Source organism: Proteiniphilum sp. LBM24028 (assembly GCF_056629195.1).
Map to the genome: position 1 here is coordinate 1,032,752 of NZ_CM152817.1, position 22,395 is coordinate 1,055,146.

The window sequence follows — 22,395 nt, forward strand, 5'->3', positions numbered from 1 at the left end:
TCCGCTGCAAAGATAGAAATAATGCCGGCGGGTTTCAAGCAGAATAGATAAACCGCATTTTTTCATCGATGAACAGGGTGAATAAATCGGGAAACTGATTACATTTGCACATGAAAAAAGATTGTCAGTGATTATTACGGCGCCAAATATCAAAGAAATGAAAGAAATAAAATACGAAACAAGGCTACTGGGACTACCCTATCCGAAAAACGATGCATATGGCGCCCTCTCAATGCCGGTATATCACGCGCTGGCTTATGAATTTGAGACGGCCGAAGAGATGGAGGCCGCTTTCTGCGGACGTACAGGTGAACATACCTACTCACGGGTAACAAACCCAACCGTGCAGTACTTCGAAGAACGGGTGAAGGCGGCGACCGGAGCTCATGGGGTAACAGCACTCAACTCAGGCATGGCTGCCATCAGCAACACTTTTTTTACTCTTGCATGGAGCGGATGCAACCTGGTGACGTCGCGTCACCTTTTTGGAAATACATACTCCTTCTTCGTAAATACATTGGGAGCCTTTGGCGTGGAAGTACGCTTCTGTGACCTGACAAATGCAGAGGAGGTGGCAACCTGCGTTGACGGGAACACTTGCGGTGTTTTTGTGGAGGTGATCACAAATCCGCAGATGGAGGTGGCAGACCTGCTGACACTGTCCGCTGTGGCGCACGAGAGAAATGTTCCACTCATAGCAGACACCACTATCATTCCCTTCAGCACGTTTCATGCATCGGACTTTGGTATCGACATAGATGTGATATCGAGTACCAAATATATCTCGGGTGGAGGGACTAGCCTGGGGGGGCTAATCATCGATTACGGAAAGTTCAACTGGTCACACTCACCCAAACTGAAACCATTTGCCGATACCAAGACATCGGCCTTCCATTTCAAGCTGCGTAAGGAAATACACCGTAACCTGGGGGCTTACATGACACCGGAGGTGGCTTACATGCAGTCACTCGGACTGGAAACACTGCAGGTTCGATACGAGCGACAATCAGCAGGTTGTCAGGAGCTTGCAGAGAGATTAATACCAATGCCCGGCGTGGTGTCGGTCAACTATCCGGGATTGCCTGACAATCCTTATTATGAGGTGGGCAAAAGACAGTTTGGAACATGTCCGGGGGCGATGCTGACGTTCGACCTGGATTCGAGAGATCGATGTTATGGCTTCATGAACAGACTCCAGCTGATTCGCCGTGCCACAAACCTCTTTGATAACCGTACGCTCATCATTCACCCTGCGAGTACCATCTATGGTACCTTCACTCCAGAACAACGTGCCGCCATGGGCATAAAAGAAACCACACTCCGCCTGTCGGTAGGACTGGAGAGTGTGGATGATTTGATGAACGATATGTTTTAGATTTTAGTGGTCCGGCTTTCAGTGTTGTTAGTGAAAGTCTTTTCCGGGCAGCGGTTTGGAAGTTTAGCTTTCAGATTTATTCTCCCAATAGGTTGTTAACCAAAACGTTGAACTCTTTGATAAATTCTTCGTAAAAGAGGCCTGTGGCCGGTCCGTTGAAACCTGTATGAATGGTGCGTACCTTGCCCAGTTTATCAATAAAGAGGGTGGTGGGATAACTGGAGAAGTTATCCAGCTCGGGCAGCGCACCCGCTACGTTTTCCTTGCCGACTGCTCCGCCAAAGAGGATGGGGTAACCGGTGTTGTAACGCTTTCTCAGCTGGCTAATGGCTTTCCTGGCATAGGCTTCGTCGTTTTTCCGTTCAAAGGAGATGCCGAGGATCTCCACACCTCTTTCTTTGTTCTCTTCATACCATGGTGCCAGAAACGCCATCTCATCGAGACAGTTGGGACACCAGCTTCCCAGTATCGACACAATCACCACTTTGCCTTTATAGCGCTCATCACTGAGGGAAACGGTATTTCCTTCAAGATCGGGCAGGGAGAAACTGAGTGTTTCATATCCCGGTTTGAGACCGGCCAGTGAGTAGGCATCGGCCAGCGCCGCCGCATCGTTCTTCGTGCCCTGAAGCTCCGTGATGCCCCGGGTGGTGTGAAAGGTACCCCCGAAAAGGGTGTCTGCGGTAAAGGTGAGATCAATATAGTACGGACTCAGTCCGCCAAAAGCGGAAAGCTGTACGCCCTCACCGGTATAGGCACCTTCCAGAAAGCGAAGGTCGCCCGAGTTGGTCAGTATGGAGCCGGAGACAATGTTTCCGTCGCTTTTGAAGATGCCTACATTGCGGGTAGTGTCTCCGGATTCACCCACGAAGAGCACGTCCCACTTGCCGTCGATCTTCCTTGTGGTGGGTTGTAGAGCAGGAGTAAAACGTTCTTTTACGCCGTATACTGCGGTAAAGGGTATACCGGGATCGTCTTCGATATAATTCTTGATGAACTTTCCCTCAATACGGTCGTCCGCGACAAATCCCCGGAGAACAGCATCATAAGCCAAAATGGGAACAATGAGCGTGTCTCCATGAAATGTGACGCCGGACAACTCTACCCGTTCTTCGCCGTTGATCAGGATGAAGGTGGCAGAGTCGGTATCCTGCCTCTTCACCTCAAACAGGAATGGAGCCGTGCGACCGCTCGCCAACGCGAGTTCACCACGCCATGTACCTTCCTTTAATTCTTCTTTTTTCGTGCAGGAGCCAAGGCCTGCCAGTAGTAGTAGGAGAAATAAAAATCGCAAATTCTTCATATTGATGTTGTTTTGTCTATACTTAATTATTTGTAAATCAATAATCTTTTGAAACCAACAGTTGCTTTATTCCAGGTGTCTAATCCATTTTTTGCAACCAAGACAGAGACCTTTAAATGTTTTTGTGGGGACCCATCGCTCGAATTGAGCGTAAAAAGAGGAGTTGTCCGAACGAAGCGAGTTCACTAAAGTTAGACTATTTCTCGCTATGGCATAACCCAAGCAAGCTTGTCTTCTGCTCATATAGCTTACGAAATAGTTCTCCTCTTTTAGCTCATGAGAGCGATAATGGGTCACAAAGCATTGACAGTCGATGAATTGGTTGCAAAAAACACAGTCAGCGAAACATGAGTTACAACCAACGATACTGCAAATATAACGCACTTTTATTATTTGAACACCCACAATTTGGTTTCAATCACGTCATTCCCCTGGGTAGCGACGGCAGCCTGATAATTTTCAAGATTCACAGACTGTTCCTTCACTGGATAATAGAGACGGGAGGGTACACCACCGTCACCGAAGAGAGGATTAAAGGTGTAGGTGACCTGCTCACCATTGATGGTGCCGGTGAATACCGTGTCACCACGCTTGATCAGAAAGTTTGGAAAACCGGTGCGGCGGTAATCACTCCATCCCTCAAGGAACTGTCCGAACAGGGCAATATATTTCTGATTCAGCACATTTTGCTGACTGGCAGGAGGAAGTGCCGACACGTAATCTGCAGCTTCGGTCCCGGAGATACCCCACTTGGAAAGGGAAGCCAGTACTCCTGCCTCGTAATCGTTCTGACGCCAGTTGTTGTATTCGGCAAGCAAAAAGGCTACCTCTGCATATTCCATCAGTACCTCGCCGTAGTTGGGAGCACTGTAGGTCGCACCGGGGAGACTTACGGCAGTAGCGGGAAAATTTCCTGCCTGGGCTTCAGTCAGCCCGTAGGGAAGTCCGGCATAAACACCGGCACCGTTCAGGGCGGCATACCTGCTCAGACGCGGATCAGCTATAGGGAGCTGGGGATTTTCGCCTTTCAGCAGGTTAATGAAGGGGCGGGAGATCGCAAAGTCGCGCCGGTTGGCGGTCACGGTGGCCCGGTAGTAGGGTGCCTCATTGGGTGAAGCACTAGCATAAGTGTATACTGCATTGTCGGCATTGCCGGTAAAGACACCCTTGGCCAGCGCGTCGGAGAAATGAGTCTCATATAATTGGGGATCCTTCGCTTTCAGTCGGGTGGCAAAACGAAGCCGCAGCGAGTTGGCAAATTTGGCCCATTTCAGGTTGCTCCCACCGTAAATAATGTCGGAGCTACCAAAAGTGTTTTCCGAAGAATAGCGTAGCAACGTATCTCCGGCCTGCTTCAGTTCGTTCAGGATGTCGGCATAGATCTTTGCTTGCGGTGCATATTTGGGCGTGATGTTGTCGGGATTCTGTTGTAATGCCTGAAAGTCGGCATCGTTACTACCATGGGAGTGGTAGGGCACATCACCGAAAATGTCGGTTAGCGCAGAGAAGGCAACCGACTTGAGAACTCGGCTGATGGCTATCTGCGTGGCATTGAGGCCGGCACCGCTGGCTGTGACCAGGTCTTTTGTAGCGGGGTTGCTGTTGAGCGTAATGATCTCCTGCAGGTTGTTGGCCACCTCATAGAGGCCATTCCACACGTTGTCGGAATAGCTGAAGGGGATATCGTAACGCGACTGGGATGTGTAGGTTACCTGACTCAGCTGCTGGATGAAAAGCCCGGAGCTGCGAAGGGAGGCGGACTCACTCCGGATATTGTCTAGCAGGTGTTTTTCTGCCGTGACGATCAGCGAAGGGGTTTGTACGGCAGAGGGACGGTTGGGATCTATGTTCAGCTCCTCATCGATGCAGGAGGTGAATGCGAAAACCAGCGAGAGCGACAGTGCGGTGATCTGTACTCTTCCGCCAAAGTAGTTATATTGAAATAAATGATGAATGGCTCGTTTCATAGCTTTTTAATTTTATTCTGTTAGAATCTGATATTTACATTGATGCCGAAAGAGGCCGGGGTGGGCATGTTACCTCCCTCGATGCCCTGCACGTTACCGCTGCTGTTGGTAAGCTCGGGATCAATGGTCTTGCTTTCCCGGTAGAGGTAGAAGAGGTTCCTTCCATATACCGAGGCGCCAATGCCTTTGACGACTTTGTTGTCCGACAGGGGAAAGTCATATCCCAGCGACAGTTCACGAAGTTTAATGAAGGTGGCATCGAAGATGCTGAAGGCGGTGGGCCCGTTGTAATGGTTGCGCGACCAGGCCTGGGCGGTGACCAGCTTTGTGTTCTCAGCCGTGTTGGTGACGGTATAGCTTCCGTCGGGATGAAAACTGACATCTCCGGTCACTCCCTCAGAGACGATGCCATTCTCGCGGATGCCATCTGCAGCCGTCTCGGGCAGGATGCCTGAATACATGGCCACCTTGTAGGTCTGGGAGAAGAACTTGCCTCCCACACGGGAGTCAATCAGGAAGTTAAAGCGTATATTCTTGTAGCGAAGACCATTCTGGAAGCTCCAGAGATAGTCAGGCAACACACTGCCGAGAGGTACCAGCTGCTGGGTGCGCAGGTAGAGCCCGTCGGGGCCGACAACTTTTTGTCCTTCCGGTGCATAGACGAAGTCGTATCCGTAAAGCTGCCCGTAACCTTCGCCCTCCTGTGCAGTGAGGGTAACCAGCGAGGTGCTGAGGTTGAGGCTGCTGACGGCATCGGAGAGTCGAATGATCTTGTTTCGGTTCCTGGAAAAATTGATTGTGGTGTTCCAGTCGAGATCGCGTCGTCGTATCGGGTTGATGCCGAGTACCACCTCAAATCCCCTGTTGTTGATCTCTCCCGCGTTGATCAGCTTCGATGAGTATCCGAAGGCATCGGAGGTAGGCAGCGAGATGATCTGGTTGCGGCTGCTGTTGTTGTACCAGGTGAGGTCGAGGTCGATCAGGTCGCGAAAGAGCTGCAGCTGCAGGCCGGCCTCCACGGAGGAGGTGATCTCGGGCTTCAGGTTCAGGTTGTTCAACTGGTCGGGTAGGGTGTAGGCACTCTTCCCGTTGATGGCATTCACTGCCTGATACACCTTATAGAGTTGATAGGGGTCGGTGTCGTTGCCCACCTGTGCCCAACCGAGGCGTATCTTGGCAAATGAGAGCCAGTCGTGATTGCGCAGACCGTCCAGCTCGCTCAGGATGACCGAGGAGGTGACGGAAGGATAAAAGTAGGAGTTGTGTGTCACCGGCAGTGTCGACGACCAGTCATTGCGGAAGGTACCGTCGAGATAGACGGTGCTGCGCCATCCGTAGGAAACACTTCCGTACACGGAGGAGAGTTGCTTTCTGTAGATGCCCGTAGCGGGGTTGATGAGGGTAGAGGTAGCGTTGTTGAGACTGTAGTAGTTGGGGATGATGAGTCCTCCCGATGTGGATATGTCGCTGATGCGGCGGTTGCGTTCCAGAAAGTTGCCACCCAGGTTGGCCACGAGGGAATGGTTGTTCCAGGTGCGGTTGGCGGTAGCCAGCAGCTCGTAGTTAAACTCCTCATACTTCTGGTTGTACTCCTGGTACATCGACTGGGAACGGGAATTGTAGGCGATCCTGTCCTGGAAGTCGTAATCGTAGATGTCGGCATTGATACGTCCCGTGACCGACAACCAGCCCGTGGGGGTGAGGGTGATGCCGGCATTTCCGTAGAGCCTGTTGCGGTCTTCACTGAGGTAACTTTCGTAGGCCGACCAGTAGGGGTTGTCGATGTACTTCGTCTTTTCGTCGGTCACCCTGTTCTGGTATCCGGTACGGTTCCAGGCGCGGGGTGTACCGTCAGGACGTTTATATTCACTTAGGCGTTTGTAGTCTACTTGTACCTGCCCCCACTGATAGGCTTCGAGAATGATGTTTCGGTTGGATGCTCCCGTCCAGGGACGTCCTGTGGAGGAGGTCTTCACATAGTTGGCATTGGCAAAGAAGGAGAGCAGTTTTCCGGTGGCATTTCCTGAGATGTTGATGCTGTTTTTTCCGAGCGATGAGTTGGGAATGGTGCCCGTCACGTTTTTGTTGGTGAAGGATACCCGGAAGGCCGAGTGGGCGGCCGACTTAGACAGGGCGATATTGTGGGTGCTGGCGACACCGGTACGGAAGAAATAGTTGACGTCGTGTTCAGGGTAGACCCAGGGTTCCGGATTCAGGTAATCTGCCGGATATTCGGGGTCGAGGTTGTACCAGTGCAGCACGGGTGTGCCGTCGAGCCTGGGTCCCCAGCTCTCATCGCCGGCATACTCGGGTATGTTGTAGGTAGTACCGTTAATGACTGCCGTGCTGAAGGTGGAATTGTAGCCGCCGCCATAGAGCCTTTGCCGTTCTGGAAGACGTACCACCTTCTCAAACTCCAGTCCGCTGTTGAGCTCGATCTTCAGGTCGCCCTCGTCGCCCGCACGACCCTTCTTCGTGGTGATGAGGATGACACCATTGGCGGCCCGTGATCCGTAGAGTGCTGCAGCAGAGGGCCCTTTCAGCACGTTTACGCCGGCAATATCATCGGGATTGATATCCTGGATGGTGCTTCCCACATCCTTTCCCGCGCTGCCGTGGATGGTAGTGGAGCTGTTCAGGTCACTGTTGTCAAGCGGTACCCCGTCTATCACATAAAGGGGCTGGTTATTTCCTGTGATGGAGTTGATGCCACGCAGGGTGATACGTGAGGAACCTCCCAGATTGCTTCCGCCTGATATAACCTGCAGTCCGGCAATTTTACCGGAGAGGGCACTCATGGGGTTTGTGGGACGTGCTCCGAAAGCATCAGAAGTAACATTCTGTACCGCGTAGCCGAGTGCCTTCTTCTCGCGTGGAATATTCAGTGAGGTGATTACCACCTCATTCAATGCAGTGGTTCCCTCGTATAACGTGACGGGGTAGCTACCGGGACGGGATACTTGAACTGATTGGTTCTCGTATCCGATGTAGGAGAAGATGAGGGTGGTCCCCGCCGGCACGCTTAGGCTATAGTTTCCCTCTATATCTGAGACGGTACCCCTGGAGCCGTTATTTGTATCCACAATGGTAACGCCAATGAGTGGCAGATTACGGCTGTCGGTAACTTTGCCCGAAACCGTGATTTGTCCTGTACCCTGTGCAATGATGCCCGGGAGGAAGCACTGAAGCAGCAGAAGCAGGGTGATGTGCTGTCTTTTAAATAAAATGAATTTCATATGTTATAAATTTGATCTGTACCGGATTCAGACTTTGTACCCTTACATCCGGTGTATTATTAAATTTGTATCTTCTCTGTTTTGTTGTGAAATGGATAAAAAAAAGCGACTGATTCACAAGATCAGCCGCTTCGGTTTATGAATACCCGGATCTGTTTCAGACGTACAGAAGTGGCTGATGTTTGTGACGGCGACAGCACATGGCCATTGTCATCCGACTGGCCGGCGACATCTTCATCAGGGTCTGCAGGGTGTTAAAAACAGGGTTCATCGCTTTGAATTTATTTACTTAGAGGGGATATTCATCAAAGGCATACAATACCGTGGAGAGGTAACGCTCTCCTGTGTCGGGAAGGATTGCCACAATAGTTTTACCGGCATTTTCAGGTTCTTTTGCCAGCTGTAGTGCAGCAAATGCGGCGGCCCCCGATGAGATACCCACCAGGAGGCCTTCCCCCTTGGCGAGTTTTCTGCTTGTGCGGATGGCATCGTCGTTGCTCACAGTGAACACACGGTCTACCACAGAGGCATCGTAAGTTCCCGGTATGAAACCGGCACCAATGCCCTGGATCTTGTGCGGACCGGGGTTTCCACCGGAGAGCACGGGGGAGTCGGTGGGCTCCACTGCGACCACCTGTATGGCGGGATTCAGTTCCTTCAGCCTCTTTCCGGCGCCGCTCACGGTACCTCCCGTGCCTACGCCGCTGACGAAGATGTCCACCTTACCATCGGTGTCGCGCCATACCTCTTCACCGGTGGTATCGTAATGGATCTGCGGGTTCGACTGATTCTCAAACTGTTGAAGGATCACCGCATTGGGTATCTCAGACTGCAGTTGTTTTGCTTTGGCAATGGCTCCCTTCATCCCCTCGCCGCCGGGTGTGAGTACCAGTTCGGCACCCAGTGCCTTCAACAGGTTTCTCCTTTCGATACTCATGGTCTCGGGCATTGTGAGAATAAGCCTGTATTTTTTGATAGCAGAGACAAAGGCAAGTCCTATGCCTGTATTGCCGCTGGTGGGTTCAATGAGTACAGAACCCTCACTAAGGGTGCCCTTCTGTTCGGCATCCTCCACCATGGCGAGTGCAATACGGTCTTTCACACTCCCCAGAGGGTTATAACTCTCCAGTTTCACTACTAGGTGGGCGACAGCTCCCTCGGCCTCTCCAAAATTATGGAGTTTAAGTAGAGGGGTATTGCCGACCAATTGGGTCAGATTTTCTGCAATTTTTGTCATTTTCTTTTACTTTAATGATTTTGGGACAAAGATAAGGGTAGTTTTTGGGGTCTGAAATAGCACAATTGTGTTATTTTTGTACCCATAAAAGAAATTCAGGGTGGTAAACGTCTATATTTTAGCAGATAATCAGGATGTCACGCGTGAAGGGTTACGTTCGTTCCTGAAAGTGGCAGATCCGCATAGTCATGTGGTGGAGGCAGGAAATTACAGGAAACTGCTTGAAGAATTGCGGAATCATCCCCAGGCGGTGGTGGTGATCGATTATTCCCTGTTCGATTTTTCTTCCGTCAGCCACCTGCTCAACATCAAAAGTGGTGCAAGGCAGTCGGTTTGGCTCCTCTTTTCCGATGAACCCGGTGAGCACTTCCTGCGACAGTTACTGATGGCCGATTCCACCTTCAGCGTAGCACTGAAGAACAATACAAGGTCACAGCTGACAGAGGCATTGCAATGCGTAGCAGTGGGAGAGGTATACTGGTGCGACTATGCCGAATCTGTGATGAGGTCGGGTGTGCCTTCTGCGAAAGTAACCGATACCCTGACGGTATCCGAAAAAAGGATCCTTCATGAGATTGCGTTGGGCAAGACAACAAAGGAGATTGCCACGGAAAAGAATTTAAGCTTTCACACGGTGAATGCACACCGGCGGAATATATACCGCAAGCTGCAGGTCAACAGCGTGAATGAGGCTACACGTTACGCGCTGCAGGCGGGACTAATTGATCTGATGGAATACTATATATAAAGATATTTCTGCTCTCAGAGCCGTTCAATGATCTTCCAGATGGCTTCCATCCAGGCCTCACTATGGTTTAACGAAGGAATAAAGACAAATTTTTCACCACCCGCCTCCATGAAAAGTCTCCTTGCTTCGATATCAATGTCGAACAACGTCTCCATATTGTCTACCGGAAAGCCTGGAGCAATTACCGCCACCTTCTTCCAGCCAAGTCCGGGCAGGTCGGCGATATCTTTATTCAGGAATGGCTTCAGCCAATTGTTTCCTCTCTGCGATGCGTAAAAGAGCAGGGTGTGATGGGGATCGAAGCCTGCCTTTTCACATATAAGACGGTTGGTCTCCTTCACCTGATATACGTAATCATACTCTTTTCCCCTTTTCCAGGCTTCCTCCACCTGTGAGACCGGAAGACTGTGGTAGCTGAATACCAGCCGGTCTATATCTTCCAGATAGGGTCTTGCCAGCGATGCGAGTGCGTTAATAAAGGCGGGATGGTTGTAATAGGGCTCTACGAACTTTAGCCGGAAAGAGTGGGGGTGACGGTAAAATATGCGGCCGATAGCTTCAATGGCGGTCTGGGTGGTGGACTGTGCAAAATGAGGATAAAGGGGAAAGACGATCACCTCGTGCAGAAGTGGACATCTCTCTTCCAGCTTTTTGAAAGCCCCCATAATGTCGGGCTCTCCGTAACGCATGGCTATTTCAACTGGGAGTCCTTTCCTGGATTCCAACTCCCCGGAGAGTCGCTGCATGTGATACAATAAGGGCGATATTTCAGGTTCCTCGCTGCGCCATACTTGTGCGTACTTTTCCGCTGATCCGGAGGAGGAGAGGGGGGCGATGACCTGCGTAGCGAGAAATCTGGACCACCATTCGGGCTTCCCGGTCACAAGGGGGTCCGAAAGCATGTCTCCGATGAATTTTTTTACATCGGCCTTGCTCCTGCTCGCAGGCGTACCCGCATTGATTAATAATATGCCTCTCATATTCAGTTATCAGTTATCAGTGGCCAGCTTTCAACGTTTTTTAATTTTCAACTTTGTGTGACAAAGGTTTCGAGTATTTTGGTTGATTCAGCCGGGACGAGGGTGACTGAGCAGGTGCGGGCGGGAATGAGCATCGACTCTCCCTGGCGGATTGTTTCCACGTTGCCTTTATCGTCCCTGACAGTGCACTGCCCGCCCATGCAGATGTAAATTACGAACGAATCGAGATCGACATATGAACGGATCATGGGTACTTCCTGCTCCATTTCAAGCAGATGGGTAGTAAAATATGGGCAGGTGGCCAATCTGACGGGATGGTTTATATTTCTATCATAAATTGTTTTATATGAGTCATGTACGATATAGTCGATTGCGTCTTTTGCCAATTCGGTGTGGAGCTCGCGACTTTTGCCTGTGGCGTCCTTCCGGTTGTAGTCATAAATGCGGTAAGTAATGTCGGAGGTCTGCTGGATCTCCGCGATGAAGCATCCTGCACCGATGGCGTGGACTCTTCCCGCCGGCAGGAAAAAAACATCCCCTTCCTGTACCTCATATCTTTTGAGTGTGTGGGTAAAGGTGTTGTTTTGTACCGTTTCCACATATTCTTCCGGGCTTATTTGTTTCTCAAAACCGGAATAGAGAAATGCGCCGGGAGCGGCTTTGATCACGTACCACATCTCCGTTTTTCCGAAAGAACGGTGTCTCTCACCTGCCAGCTTGTCATCGGGGTGAACCTGAATGGAAAGATCATCACGCGCATCGATAAATTTGATGAGCAGTGGGAAAGTATTCCCGAACTTTTGATACACTTCCTTGCCTACAAGGCCATCCTTGGCTTCTGCAATGAGTTCTTCAAGCGTGGTGCCTGCAAGGGAGCCGTTGGCAACAACGGACAGGTTATTTTTCACACCCGATATTTCCCAGCTCTCGCCGATGCCTTCCTGTACCGGCTCGATTCCTTTGAAATGGCTTATCTCCGACCCACCCCAGATGACCGGCTTAAGGATGGGTTGAAATTTAAACGGGTACAATGAATATTTGATTTCTTGATTGTTGTATGTCATATTGTGAAATAGCTTTTTTATTGGGATTCTTTTATTTTCATTACGAATGCAGCACGTGCAGGCAGATAGAGTTTCAACCATCCTTTGTTGTACGGTGCGTAAAGCGGGTCGTATTGTGTGAAATGAGGAAGGTTGACGTCGTTTAACCCGTAACCGCCAAACTCGGGGCGGTCGGTATCAAGCATGATCTTGTATTCACCCTGGGGTACCAGTATCCCGTAATCGCAATAGGACTCCTGCGGATGAAAGTTGTAGACAAAGAGCAGATTGTTACGCATATAAGCGAGTATGCTGTCATCGTCCTTATCCCATACCTTTACCAAGGGAGTGGACTGAAAGGAAGGAACCGACCGGATGAGGGCGATCATGGCTTTGTCGAAATCACCCAGATAATGATATTTCAGATTGGAATCATCGGCCAGATGCCACTGCCGGCGTGCGTATTTATAGGACCAGTTATTTCCTTCACGGGGAAAATCGATCCACTCGGGATGACCAAACTCGTTACCCATGAAATTGAGGTAACCACCATTGATGGTGGTAGCTGTCACCAGACGGATCATCTTGTGCAGGGCTATTCCGCGGTCTACCCGTAGGGAACTGCTGGTCCACTTCGACATGAACCAGTACATGTCAGCATCTATCAACCGGAAGATGATGGTCTTGTCACCCACCAGTGCCTGATCGTGGCTCTCTGCATAGGAGATGGTCTTCTCGTCGGCGCGCCGGTTGGTTAGCTCCCACCATATTGCACTCGGATGCCACTCTTCGTCTTTCTTTTCCTTGATGGTTTTGATCCAGAAGTCGGGAATGTTCATGGCCATCCGGTAGTCGAACCCATAGCCTCCGCCTTCCGGCTTGACTGTCAGTCCGGGCATTCCGCTTACTTCCTCGGCAATGGTCAGGGCATGCGGGTTCACCTCATGGATGAGCTTGTTGGCAAGAGTAAGGTAACAGATGGCATCACCATCCTGCCGGGCGTTGTAGTAGTCGCTATAGTTGCTGAACGATTCCTCCAGGCCGTGGCTCAGGTAGATCATGGAAGTGACACCATCGAACCGAAAGCCATCGAATTTATATTCCTCCAGCCAGTATTTACAGTTTGAAAGCAGGAAATGAAGCACCTCATCCTTACCGTAGTCGAAGCAGAGCGAATCCCACGCCTTGTGGTTTCTACGTTCGGGGTCGCTGTGGAAATAGAGATCGAAGGAACCGTCGATTCGTGCAATCCCTTCAGCTTCGTTCTTTACGGCATGGGAATGTACGATATCCATGATCACGGCAATGCCCATGTCGTGGGCCGTGTCGATCAGCGCCTTCAGCTCATCCGGTGTCCCGCTTCTAGAGGAGGGGGCAAAGAAGCTGGAAACATGGTACCCGAATGATCCGTAGTAGGGATGTTCCTGGATGGCCATGATCTGTATGGCGTTGTAGCCATTCTCCTTTACACGTGGTAGTATGTTTTCGCGAAACTCATTGTAGGTACCTACTCTTTCTTCTTCTGCAGACATTCCGACATGTGTTTCATAAATGAGAAGGGGAGCGGTATCGGGTTTGAAATGGGCATGTCTGAACTGATATTTGTTTTCCGGCTCCCACACCTGTGCGGAGAATATGTAGGTATTATTGTCCTGTACCACCCGCCTGCTCCAGGCAGGGATGCGTTCACCGTAGCCGCCCTTCCAGCGCACGTGAAGCTTGTAGAGGTCGCCGTGATGAATATGCTCACGGGGTATCCTGACTTCCCAGATGCCGTTCTCCATTTTCCGTAGACGATACAGCTCCAGGTGTTGCCACTCGTTAAAGGTACCCACCAGGAATATCTCGGTGGCACGAGGAGCCCACTCGCGAAATATCCATCCTTCGGGTGTCTTGTGAAGGCCGAAGTAGAGATAGCCGGTCGCAAAGTCCGACAATGTGATGCTGCCACCCTGTGTAAGATGGTCCAGCCTTTTCTCGTAGTAAGCGTGGCGTCCTTCCACTGCTTGTGCATGAGGCCTGAGCCACGGATCGTTTTTGAGAATGTCGAGCATGATGGATCGGCATGAATGGTTTACAACACCGCTACTTTGATGATAATCTTTTTGGTTGGCCCTTCTCCGATGAGTGGGGCATGGCCGTCTTCGGGAGAGAAGATCACAAACTCACCCGGCTGTACAGTCACCATTGCCGATGGTTTATCGGCATAGAACTCAATGTCGTTGGCTTCGTCGTAACCGGCATCGGATGCGGTAAGCGTGGAGAGTGATTTCCAACCGAATATCTCTGCCTTTGTAATCGGTATCTGTATATCGATAAACTTTTTATGTGTCTCCAGCCGTGCGTCATCTGCCGCCTTGAGTGTCGTTTCCACGATGGAGGCCCTGAGCTGTCTACCTTCAATTTCAAACGACCCTGAGGGAGCCAGTTTCATGTTGAGCTGGCGGATATATTCAAAAGCTTTTTCGAAAAGAGGATGCAGGCTAAAGTAGTTGGCTGCATTCGCGAGATTGTCAACAATCATAGTGATATTTTTTGTGTGATCAAACAGGACAAAGATAAGGAAAATATGGATTTCAGAAAAAATAAATACCAGTTCGGCGGATATATTAAAACCAGGTATGGATAATTCCATTGACACTCCTTCGGTGCGCTGCATTTTATGATGGCAGGATAAATGCAAAAACAGAAAAAAAATATATCTTTGTGCCTTAAGTTAATTATAGAAATAACACAATGCAACGGGTACCGTATATATTATTGATTGCGATTTTCCTGACAGGAAATCTGATGGCACAAAATGAGACAACAACATGCAGCTTGGGTTTTACGTTTGAGATAAGCGACGACAAGAGCTGGGGATACAAGGAACCGGTAGTGACCGGCATTACTCCCGGGTCACCTGCAGAGATGGCAGGGTTGCAACTAAAAGATATTATTCTCTCTGTCAATAAAAACGGCACCTATCTGAAATCATATGGCACCGTACGGTCCTGGTTTGACCTGCAGGAGGATGGGATGACCCTTGCAGTCCGCAATTTTACTCATTCTTTCAAGGAGATGACCGTTGCCAAAGATTGCCGGCAACGAAACGCCATTACCGAAGCACAGCTTGCGCCGGTCTTTGCTTTTTACAGCCTGGAAGATGTGCAGGACCGTCGTTTCCTGATGCCGGTGAAAACGAAGATAAATGAAGAGGCGCTATTCCATAATTATCGCACGTTTGACTTTGCTCCGACAGATGAAAGTACACGGGCGCTTGATGAACGTATCAACGCCATATTTATTCGTGCACTCACTGCAATGGGTTTGCAGTATGATCCCGGTGACCCCGACTTTATTATTCAGACTTTTTACAGTTACCAGAATAATCCTTTATATAAGCCCGGATCGGCCACTTATGGAAGTTATCAGCCGGTATGGCGGTTCGATACACGAAATCACCGTACCGTGAAGGTGCCATTGTACGATCCCTCCGAAGCGGTACGTGTTGACGATGTCGCTTACAACCTTGACTTCGGATACCGTTTCTATGATCGCAAGTTTGTTGAAGCCGGCGGAATGACCCTTATATGGGAAGGTGAAGTGAAGGAGCGGCTGAGCAGTCACTATGATCTCGCGGACTATCTGGAGATGAATCTACCGCTCGTGTTGTTGAAATTTCCTTATGCGGGTAACCGCTCTTATGGAACCTATCAGGTAAAATATCTCAAGTATAATTATACCGGTATTGGTTATAACATGAACGACCTGAAGACTGTGATCTCGGTTGATCCCGGTTCACCAGCTGCCCTGGCAGGTATAATGCCGGGCGACGTGGTGACAAATATCCAGGGACAGAGTTTTAACCATACTTCTCAGTCGCTTACCGAATCATATCGCCGTTTTATTGCCGAGACAATGAACCTGCGTGACAAAAACAGCCGTTATACAGACGCCAACGGTTTTAAGGAGTGCATGTTCTGGGACGTGGCAAATTATCCTGCAATCGCGGAATCTTTCTCCAATAACCGCAGATACAAGGCGGCATTCTCCTATTTGTTCAATTTCAATCAGTACATCGATTGGAATACGCCCCTGACTATTAATATAGAAGTAAAAAGAGGCGATGAAACAATGAACTTTGCTGTCACACCCAGGATAACCACCAGCTCCCATATTATGGTGAACTGATAATCGCGTGTTTATGAATATATTCCTCTTCGGGGTCAAAAAAAAGAAGAAAAATATTCAAAAAGAAGAGCAAAATATTTGGAGGATATCTATTAAATTTCCTACCTTTGTAGCCCTTTCCGGAAAAAAGGAGTTTATCATGGAGATGATAAAAGAGCCATAAGCTCACTCAAAAAAATCGGAAAAGAAAAAAAGAAAAACTTTTCAAAAAAGTTTTGGGATTTAAAAAAAAGTCCCTATCTTTGCACCCGCTTTTGGAAGGAACCCCCCGGGGAAACGGAGAAGGCAAAAGGAGATCTTTAGAAATTTTACATATACGTTTAAAAGACAAAGCAGAGTATACAAGGGTTCTGTAAGTAAGATTACGGAACAATTTGGTACCCGTTCAATAAGATTTAAGGAGCTATTTCCTTGATGCCGGACAAATGCAGCTTGCAGATATTTTTGCAGCTGGCACGGCCCTGGAGATAGCAACTATCAGGAAAAAAAATAAATCGTGAATCCGGGAGTTAATTTTGAGGGATCTTCAATTACTGCTTCTTTTGTATGGACGTTTTTATTTGAAATGTTGCTCGAGAAAGGTGATTAACCTCGTTAGAGGTGGCCACAAGGCAGTTTCAAGGAAATATAAAAACAAATTTACAATGAAGAGTTTGATCCTGGCTCAGGATGAACGCTAGCGATAGGCCTAACACATGCAAGTCGAGGGGCATCACATGAAGCAGCAATGCGGATGGTGGCGACCGGCGCACGGGTGAGTAACGCGTATGCAATCTACCTACAACAAGGGAATAACCCGTTGAAAAACGGACTAATACCCTATAATACAGGGGTCCCGCATGGGAATATTTGTTAAAGATTTATCGGTTGTAGATGAGCATGCGTTCCATTAGCTAGTTGGTGAGGTAACGGCCCACCAAGGCAACGATGGATAGGGGAACTGAGAGGTTTATCCCCCACACTGGTACTGAGACACGGACCAGACTCCTACGGGAGGCAGCAGTGAGGAATATTGGTCAATGGACGCAAGTCTGAACCAGCCACGTCGCGTGAAGGAAGACGGCCCTACGGGTTGTAAACTTCTTTTGTAAGGGAATAAAGTGTAGTACGTGTACTATTTTGCATGTACCTTACGAATAAGGATCGGCTAACTCCGTGCCAGCAGCCGCGGTAATACGGAGGATCCGAGCGTTATCCGGATTTATTGGGTTTAAAGGGTGCGCAGGCGGGAGATTAAGTCGGCGGTGAAATTTTGCAGCTCAACTGTAAAAGTGCCTTCGAAACTGGTTTCCTTGAGTGTAGATGAAGTAGGCGGAATTTGTGGTGTAGCGGTGAAATGCATAGATATCACGAGGAACTCCGATTGCGCAGGCAGCTTACTAAACTACTACTGACGCTCAGGCACGAAGGCGTGGGGATCAAACAGGATTAGATACCCTGGTAGTCCACGCAGTAAACGATGATTACTAGCTGTTTGCGATATACAGTAAGCGGCTGAGCGAAAGCGTTAAGTAATCCACCTGGGGAGTACGTTCGCAAGAATGAAACTCAAAGGAATTGACGGGGGCCCGCACAAGCGGAGGAACATGTGGTTTAATTCGATGATACGCGAGGAACCTTACCCGGGCTTGAAATGCATCTGACGTAGGCAGAGACGCCTATTCCCCTCGGGGCAGATGTGTAGGTGCTGCATGGTTGTCGTCAGCTCGTGCCGTGAGGTGTCGGCTTAAGTGCCATAACGAGCGCAACCCTCATCATTAGTTACCATCAGGTCAAGCTGGGGACTCTAATGAGACTGCCATCGTAAGATGCGAGGAAGGTGGGGATGACGTCAAATCAGCACGGCCCTTACGTCCGGGGCGACACACGTGTTACAATGGGTGGTACAAAGGGCAGCTACATGGCGACATGATGCTAATCTCCAAAACCACTCTCAGTTCGGATCGGAGTCTGCAACTCGACTCCGTGAAGCTGGATTCGCTAGTAATCGCGCATCAGCCACGGCGCGGTGAATACGTTCCCGGGCCTTGTACACACCGCCCGTCAAGCCATGGAAGCCGGGGGTACCTGAAGTTCGTAACCGTCAAGGAGCGACCTAGGGTAAAACTGGTGACTGGGGCTAAGTCGTAACAAGGTAGCCGTACCGGAAGGTGCGGCTGGAACACCTCCTTTCTGGAGAGACGCCTTACATACGGCCGGCAATTGCCCGAAATGGGCAACAAGTAAAATGAAAGCTGCATACGAATTAAAAGAACAAGTAACGAGAATTTCTTTTCAGAATGCACTTTCGGTTCACGATTTTTTTTCAATTTTTTTCGATAACGGTACCATACGACAAGTATCCGCTGCCAGAAAAGATCTTTAGACGTATATTGATGATATAAACCTGCATTCAGGCGGAGATTCGCTCCGGTTCTTCTTCTTCAAGGGGGGGGGAGGCCGGGAAACGATGAGCGGATCGCCGGAGAAGACATCCCCGTCCCGTTCCAGGTCCCGGGCAAGACGAGTGGTCAGAAGGGATGCCGACAGCAAACCAGCCAGTCCTATAGCTCAGTTGGTTAGAGCGCTACACTGATAATGTAGAGGTCGGCAGTTCAACTCTGCCTGGGACTACAAGGATACAAACGGGGGATTAGCTCAGCTGGCTAGAGCATCTGCCTTGCACGCAGAGGGTCAACGGTTCGAATCCGTTATTCTCCACGGGTTTAAAAAAGGGAGGCATGCGGCAGGCGAGTCGCAATGCTTCAAAAGACGGGAAAGAAGGAATATTGATGTTTGAGAGGTCCGTTCGGGGACCGGAGAAAAGATGAAAAGATGGACAACGGTCCACTTCTCACCTTGAAAGAAGCGGTTCGACTCCGTATCAGACAGCTATCGATCAGCATCCTGGACATCGCGAGATGGTTCCGGGGCCTGGTTGAAGCGATCTTTGACATGATGAAATTAAAACAAGAGCAAATAACAAAGTAAATAAAGTTCATTAGACGGACCATTGCCATTTATGGCATGAAGTCTGTTGAGATACAATTGAACATTAGACGCTAGTATTTATCAAGCCCGGCTGCAGGAAGACTTGTCTTCGTGCGGAACCGGACGGCGAAAAGAAAGTGAATAAGGGCACATGGGGGATGCCTGGGCTCTGGAAGGCGATGAAGGACGTGATAAGCTGCGAAAAGCTGCGGGGATTGGCAAATACGAATCGATCCGCAGATATCCGAATGGGGCAACCCGGTACGAGAAGATTGTACCATTCCACGTAAGTGGAAGGCGAACGTGGGGAACTGAAACATCTAAGTACCCATAGGAGGAGAAAACAAAAGTGATTCCCGGAGTAGTGGCGAGCGAAACGGGAGAAGCCCAAACCGGTGTTGTTTCGGCAATACCGGGGTTGTAGGACTGAGACGTGGCAAGAATTCAAGGAAGCGGAAGCATCTGGAAAGTTGCATCATAGAGGGTGATAATCCCGTATGCGACTCCTTGAGGAAGCCTATCAGTATCCTGAGTAACGCGGGACACGAGAAATCCTGTGTGAATCCGGCGGGACCATCCGCCAAGGCTAAATACTCTCCAGAGACCGATAGTGAACCAGTACCGTGAGGGAAAGGTGAAAAGAACCTCGAACAGAGGAGTGAAATAGACCCTGAAACCATGTGCCTGCAAGCGGTCGGAGCCCCTTTACGGGGTGACGGCGTGCCTTTTGCATAATGAACCTACGAGTTACTCTTGCCTGGCAAGGTTAAGCATTTCAAGGTGCCGAGCCGCAGCGAAAGCGAGTCTGAACAGGGCGCACAGTCAGCAGGAGTAGACGCGAAACCAAGTGATCTACCCTTGGGCAGGTTGAAGTTTTGGTAACACAAAATGGAGGACCGCACCGGTAAACGTTGAAAAGTTTTCGGATGACCTGAGGGTAGGGGTGAAAGGCTAATCAAACTTGGAGATAGCTCGTACTCCCCGAAATGCATTTAGGTGCAGCCTCGGACTACGAACTTGCATGAGGTAGAGCTACTGATTGGATGCGAGGGCTTCGCCGCCTATCAAGTCCAGACAAACTCCGAATGCGTGCAAGTGATATCCGGGAGTGAGGGCGCGGGTGCTAAGGTCCGTGTCCGAAAGAGGAACAACTCAGACCATCAGCTAAGGTCCCGAAATATATGCTAAGTTGCATTTAACGAAGTTTTGCCGCAGAGACAGCTAGGATGTTGGCTTGGAAGCAGCCATTCATTTAAAGAGTGCGTAACAGCTCACTAGTCGAGTGGCGAAGCGTGGATAATAATCGGGCATAAGCATATTACCGAAGCTATGGAATTCTTATGAATTGGTAGGGGAGCATTCCAGTCTGCGTTGAAGGCGTACCGCAAGGTATTCTGGAGCGTCTGGAAAAGCAAATGTAGGTATAAGTAACGACAAAGGGGGAGAGAAACCCCCTCGCCGAAAGACCAAGGTTTCCTGATCAACGCTAATCGGATCAGGGTTAGTCGGGGCCTAAGGATAAGCCTTTGTGGCGATTCCGATGGAAGAAATGGTTAATATTCCATTACTAAGATGATAAGTTACGCGGGGACGCAGGAGTGACACCACTGCCTACTGACGGAATAGTAGGTTGAAGGGGGTAGACGTTGAGGGAGGTAGGCAAATCCGCTTCCCGAGTTGAACCTGAAAGTATGGCAAGTCTTCGGATGAGCTAATAATGTGGGTAAGCCGACTGCCGAGAAAAGCCGCTACGCATTGATTATCATATTACCCGTACCGCAAACCGACACAGGTAGTTGGGTTGAGAATACTAAGGCGCTCGAGTGATTCACGGTTAAGGAACTAGGCAAAATAGTCCTGTAACTTCGGGATAAAGGACGCCACTGGCGACAGTGGCCGCAGAGAAATGATTCAGGCGACTGTTTAACAAAAACACATGGCTATGCTAATTCGAAAGAAGCTGTATATAGCCTGACACCTGCCCGGTGCTGGAAGGTTAAGAGGAGATGTCATCGGCAACGAGAAGCATTGAATTGAAGCCCCAGTAAACGGCGGCCGTAACTATAACGGTCCTAAGGTAGCGAAATTCCTTGTCGGGTAAGTTCCGACCTGCACGAATGGTGTAACGATCTGAATACTGTCTCAACCGTGAGCTCGGTGAAATTGTAGTATCGGTGAAGATGCCGATTACCCGCGATGGGACGAAAAGACCCCGTGAACCTTTACTATAGCTTTACATTGAATTTGGGCATCCGATGTGTAGGATAGGCCGGAGGCTATGAAGCAGGTACGCCAGTACTTGTGGAGCCGCCGTTGAAATACGGCCCTTCGGATGTTTGACTTCTAACTCCGTTTTATCGGAGGACACTGTATGGTGGGTAGTTTGACTGGGGTGGTCGCCTCCAAAAGAGTAACGGAGGCTTCTAAAGGTGCGCTCGGGACGATTGGTAACCGTCCTTCAGAGTATAATGGCATAAGCGCGCTTGACTGGGAGACCTACAAGTCGATCAGGTAGGAAACTAGAGCATAGTGATCCGGTGGTTTCAGTATGGAATGGCCATCGCTCAAAGGATAAAAGGTACTCCGGGGATAACAGGCTGATCATTCCCAAGAGCTCATATCGACGGAATGGTTTGGCACCTCGATGTCGGCTCGTCACATCCTGGGGCTGGAGAAGGTCCCAAGGGTTGGGCTGTTCGCCCATTAAAGTGGCACGCGAGCTGGGTTCAGAACGTCGTGAGACAGTTCGGTCTCTATCTATCGTGGGCGTTAGAGATTTGCGAGGCTCCGACACTAGTACGAGAGGACCGTGTTGGACAGACCGCTGGTTTACCGGTTGTGCCGCCAGGTGCATTGCCGGGTAGCTAAGTCTGGGCAGGGATAAGTGCTGAAAGCATCTAAGCACGAAGCCTACCTCAAGATTAGATCTCTTTTGAAGGGTGGTTGTAGACGACGACCTTGATAGGCTGCAGGTGTAAAGGCGGTAACGTCAAAGCCGAGCAGTACTAATTGCCCGTAAGCTTTTTTTCGACGAAAATATCCGTATGAAAAGGGTTTGATAAATACGATTAATAGCATCTCCAAGTACGTTCAGTGACAATTTCGATGGACGTCATATTCACGGCGTGACCTTGTCTCCTGTTTTCATCATGTCAATTCTTACAAGCGCACTCAGGCTGCGAGCCTTCATGGCTCCAGTCAGCAGCTGGCAATCATTCAGGTGGTTATAGCGTCGGGGTTCCACCTCTTCCCATTCCGAACAGAGAAGTTAAGCCCGATGGCGCCGATGGTACTGCATCACGTGGGAGAGTAGGTAGCCGCCTTCCTTTACAAGGGGCTGTTCCAAAAGGACAGCTCCTTTTT

12 protein-coding genes, 2 tRNA genes and 3 rRNA genes are annotated in these 22,395 nt (G+C 49.7%); 9 read left to right on the top strand and 8 right to left on the bottom strand.

Translation table 11 applies throughout. The features are described 5' to 3' along the window. Positions 1-157: 157 nt before the first annotated feature. Positions 158-1,375, top strand: coding sequence for a trans-sulfuration enzyme family protein (locus AC1HCU_RS04070; RefSeq protein WP_480369406.1), 1,218 nt, complete (start codon positions 158-160; stop codon positions 1,373-1,375). Positions 1,376-1,451: 76 nt separating this feature from the next. Here AC1HCU_RS04070 and AC1HCU_RS04075 read toward each other — a convergent pair whose 3' ends face one another. From AC1HCU_RS04075 to cysK, 4 genes are all read right to left on the bottom strand, one after another. Next, the gene (locus AC1HCU_RS04075) at positions 1,452-2,678 is read right to left on the bottom strand and encodes a TlpA disulfide reductase family protein (protein ID WP_480369409.1); all 1,227 of its coding nucleotides are present in this window, start codon (positions 2,676-2,678) and stop codon (positions 1,452-1,454) included. Between the two features lie 389 nt (positions 2,679-3,067). Further along, positions 3,068-4,645, bottom strand: coding sequence for a SusD/RagB family nutrient-binding outer membrane lipoprotein (locus AC1HCU_RS04080; RefSeq protein WP_480369412.1), 1,578 nt, complete (start codon positions 4,643-4,645; stop codon positions 3,068-3,070). Positions 4,646-4,665: 20 nt separating this feature from the next. After that, entirely contained in the window at positions 4,666-7,881 is a 3,216-nt protein-coding gene (locus AC1HCU_RS04085; protein WP_480369415.1) for a SusC/RagA family TonB-linked outer membrane protein, read from the bottom strand. Between the two features lie 289 nt (positions 7,882-8,170). Further along, positions 8,171-9,118 carry a cysteine synthase A gene (cysK, locus tag AC1HCU_RS04090; protein ID WP_480369418.1) on the bottom strand — a complete coding sequence of 316 codons (948 nt, stop codon included), beginning with the start codon at positions 9,116-9,118 and terminating at the stop codon, positions 8,171-8,173. 100 nt (positions 9,119-9,218) lie between these two features. Here cysK and AC1HCU_RS04095 point away from each other — a divergent pair, with 100 nt between their 5' ends. Next, positions 9,219-9,866, top strand: a complete 648-nt coding sequence (locus AC1HCU_RS04095; RefSeq protein WP_480369420.1) for a response regulator transcription factor — start codon at positions 9,219-9,221, stop codon at positions 9,864-9,866. A 14-nt stretch (positions 9,867-9,880) separates the two neighbouring features. Here AC1HCU_RS04095 and hemH read toward each other — a convergent pair whose 3' ends face one another. From hemH to AC1HCU_RS04115, 4 genes are read right to left on the bottom strand one after another with little or no spacing between them, the layout of a single operon-like run. Further along, positions 9,881-10,846 carry a ferrochelatase gene (gene hemH / locus AC1HCU_RS04100; RefSeq protein ID WP_480369423.1) on the bottom strand — a complete coding sequence of 322 codons (966 nt, stop codon included), beginning with the start codon at positions 10,844-10,846 and terminating at the stop codon, positions 9,881-9,883. A gap of 47 nt (positions 10,847-10,893) precedes the next feature. Further along, positions 10,894-11,910, bottom strand: a complete 1,017-nt coding sequence (locus AC1HCU_RS04105) for a type I phosphomannose isomerase catalytic subunit (protein WP_480369425.1) — start codon at positions 11,908-11,910, stop codon at positions 10,894-10,896. Between the two features lie 17 nt (positions 11,911-11,927). Then, entirely contained in the window at positions 11,928-13,943 is a 2,016-nt protein-coding gene (locus tag AC1HCU_RS04110; RefSeq protein ID WP_480369427.1) for an alpha amylase C-terminal domain-containing protein, read from the bottom strand. A 20-nt stretch (positions 13,944-13,963) separates the two neighbouring features. Then, positions 13,964-14,413, bottom strand: coding sequence for a NanQ anomerase/TabA/YiaL family protein (locus tag AC1HCU_RS04115; RefSeq protein ID WP_480369430.1), 450 nt, complete (start codon positions 14,411-14,413; stop codon positions 13,964-13,966). Between the two features lie 212 nt (positions 14,414-14,625). Here AC1HCU_RS04115 and AC1HCU_RS04120 point away from each other — a divergent pair, with 212 nt between their 5' ends. From AC1HCU_RS04120 to rrf, 7 genes are all read left to right on the top strand, one after another. Continuing rightward, positions 14,626-16,062 carry a PDZ domain-containing protein gene (locus AC1HCU_RS04120; RefSeq protein ID WP_480369432.1) on the top strand — a complete coding sequence of 479 codons (1,437 nt, stop codon included), beginning with the start codon at positions 14,626-14,628 and terminating at the stop codon, positions 16,060-16,062. Between the two features lie 641 nt (positions 16,063-16,703). Next, positions 16,704-18,234, top strand: a 16S ribosomal RNA gene (locus tag AC1HCU_RS04125). Between the two features lie 367 nt (positions 18,235-18,601). Next, positions 18,602-18,675, top strand: a tRNA-Ile gene (locus AC1HCU_RS04130). Between the two features lie 13 nt (positions 18,676-18,688). Beyond that, positions 18,689-18,762: transfer RNA gene (locus tag AC1HCU_RS04135), tRNA-Ala, on the top strand. Positions 18,763-18,876: 114 nt separating this feature from the next. Continuing rightward, the gene (locus AC1HCU_RS04140; RefSeq protein WP_480367672.1) at positions 18,877-19,032 is read left to right on the top strand and encodes a hypothetical protein; all 156 of its coding nucleotides are present in this window, start codon (positions 18,877-18,879) and stop codon (positions 19,030-19,032) included. 131 nt (positions 19,033-19,163) lie between these two features. Next, positions 19,164-22,061 (top strand): 23S ribosomal RNA (locus AC1HCU_RS04145). A 187-nt stretch (positions 22,062-22,248) separates the two neighbouring features. Beyond that, positions 22,249-22,358 (top strand): 5S ribosomal RNA (rrf, locus tag AC1HCU_RS04150). The 16S, 23S and 5S rRNA genes sit together here with 2 tRNA genes alongside, the layout of an rRNA operon. The last annotated feature ends 37 nt before the right edge of the window (positions 22,359-22,395 follow it).

What these genes read in the sequence shown, in the direction of transcription:
- cysK (WP_480369418.1), bottom strand. Translation starts at nt 9,118, where the DNA reads ATGACAAAAATTGCAGAAAATCTGACCCAATTGGTCGGCAATACCCCT.
- AC1HCU_RS04120 (WP_480369432.1), top strand. Translation starts at nt 14,626, where the DNA reads ATGCAACGGGTACCGTATATATTATTGATTGCGATTTTCCTGACAGGA.
- AC1HCU_RS04110 (WP_480369427.1), bottom strand. Translation starts at nt 13,943, where the DNA reads ATGCTCGACATTCTCAAAAACGATCCGTGGCTCAGGCCTCATGCACAA.
- hemH (WP_480369423.1), bottom strand. Translation starts at nt 10,846, where the DNA reads ATGAGAGGCATATTATTAATCAATGCGGGTACGCCTGCGAGCAGGAGC.
- AC1HCU_RS04115 (WP_480369430.1), bottom strand. Translation starts at nt 14,413, where the DNA reads ATGATTGTTGACAATCTCGCGAATGCAGCCAACTACTTTAGCCTGCAT.
- AC1HCU_RS04085 (WP_480369415.1), bottom strand. Translation starts at nt 7,881, where the DNA reads ATGAAATTCATTTTATTTAAAAGACAGCACATCACCCTGCTTCTGCTG.
- AC1HCU_RS04140 (WP_480367672.1), top strand. Translation starts at nt 18,877, where the DNA reads ATGGACAACGGTCCACTTCTCACCTTGAAAGAAGCGGTTCGACTCCGT.
- AC1HCU_RS04080 (WP_480369412.1), bottom strand. Translation starts at nt 4,645, where the DNA reads ATGAAACGAGCCATTCATCATTTATTTCAATATAACTACTTTGGCGGA.
- AC1HCU_RS04070 (WP_480369406.1), top strand. Translation starts at nt 158, where the DNA reads ATGAAAGAAATAAAATACGAAACAAGGCTACTGGGACTACCCTATCCG.
- AC1HCU_RS04105 (WP_480369425.1), bottom strand. Translation starts at nt 11,910, where the DNA reads ATGACATACAACAATCAAGAAATCAAATATTCATTGTACCCGTTTAAA.
- AC1HCU_RS04075 (WP_480369409.1), bottom strand. Translation starts at nt 2,678, where the DNA reads ATGAAGAATTTGCGATTTTTATTTCTCCTACTACTACTGGCAGGCCTT.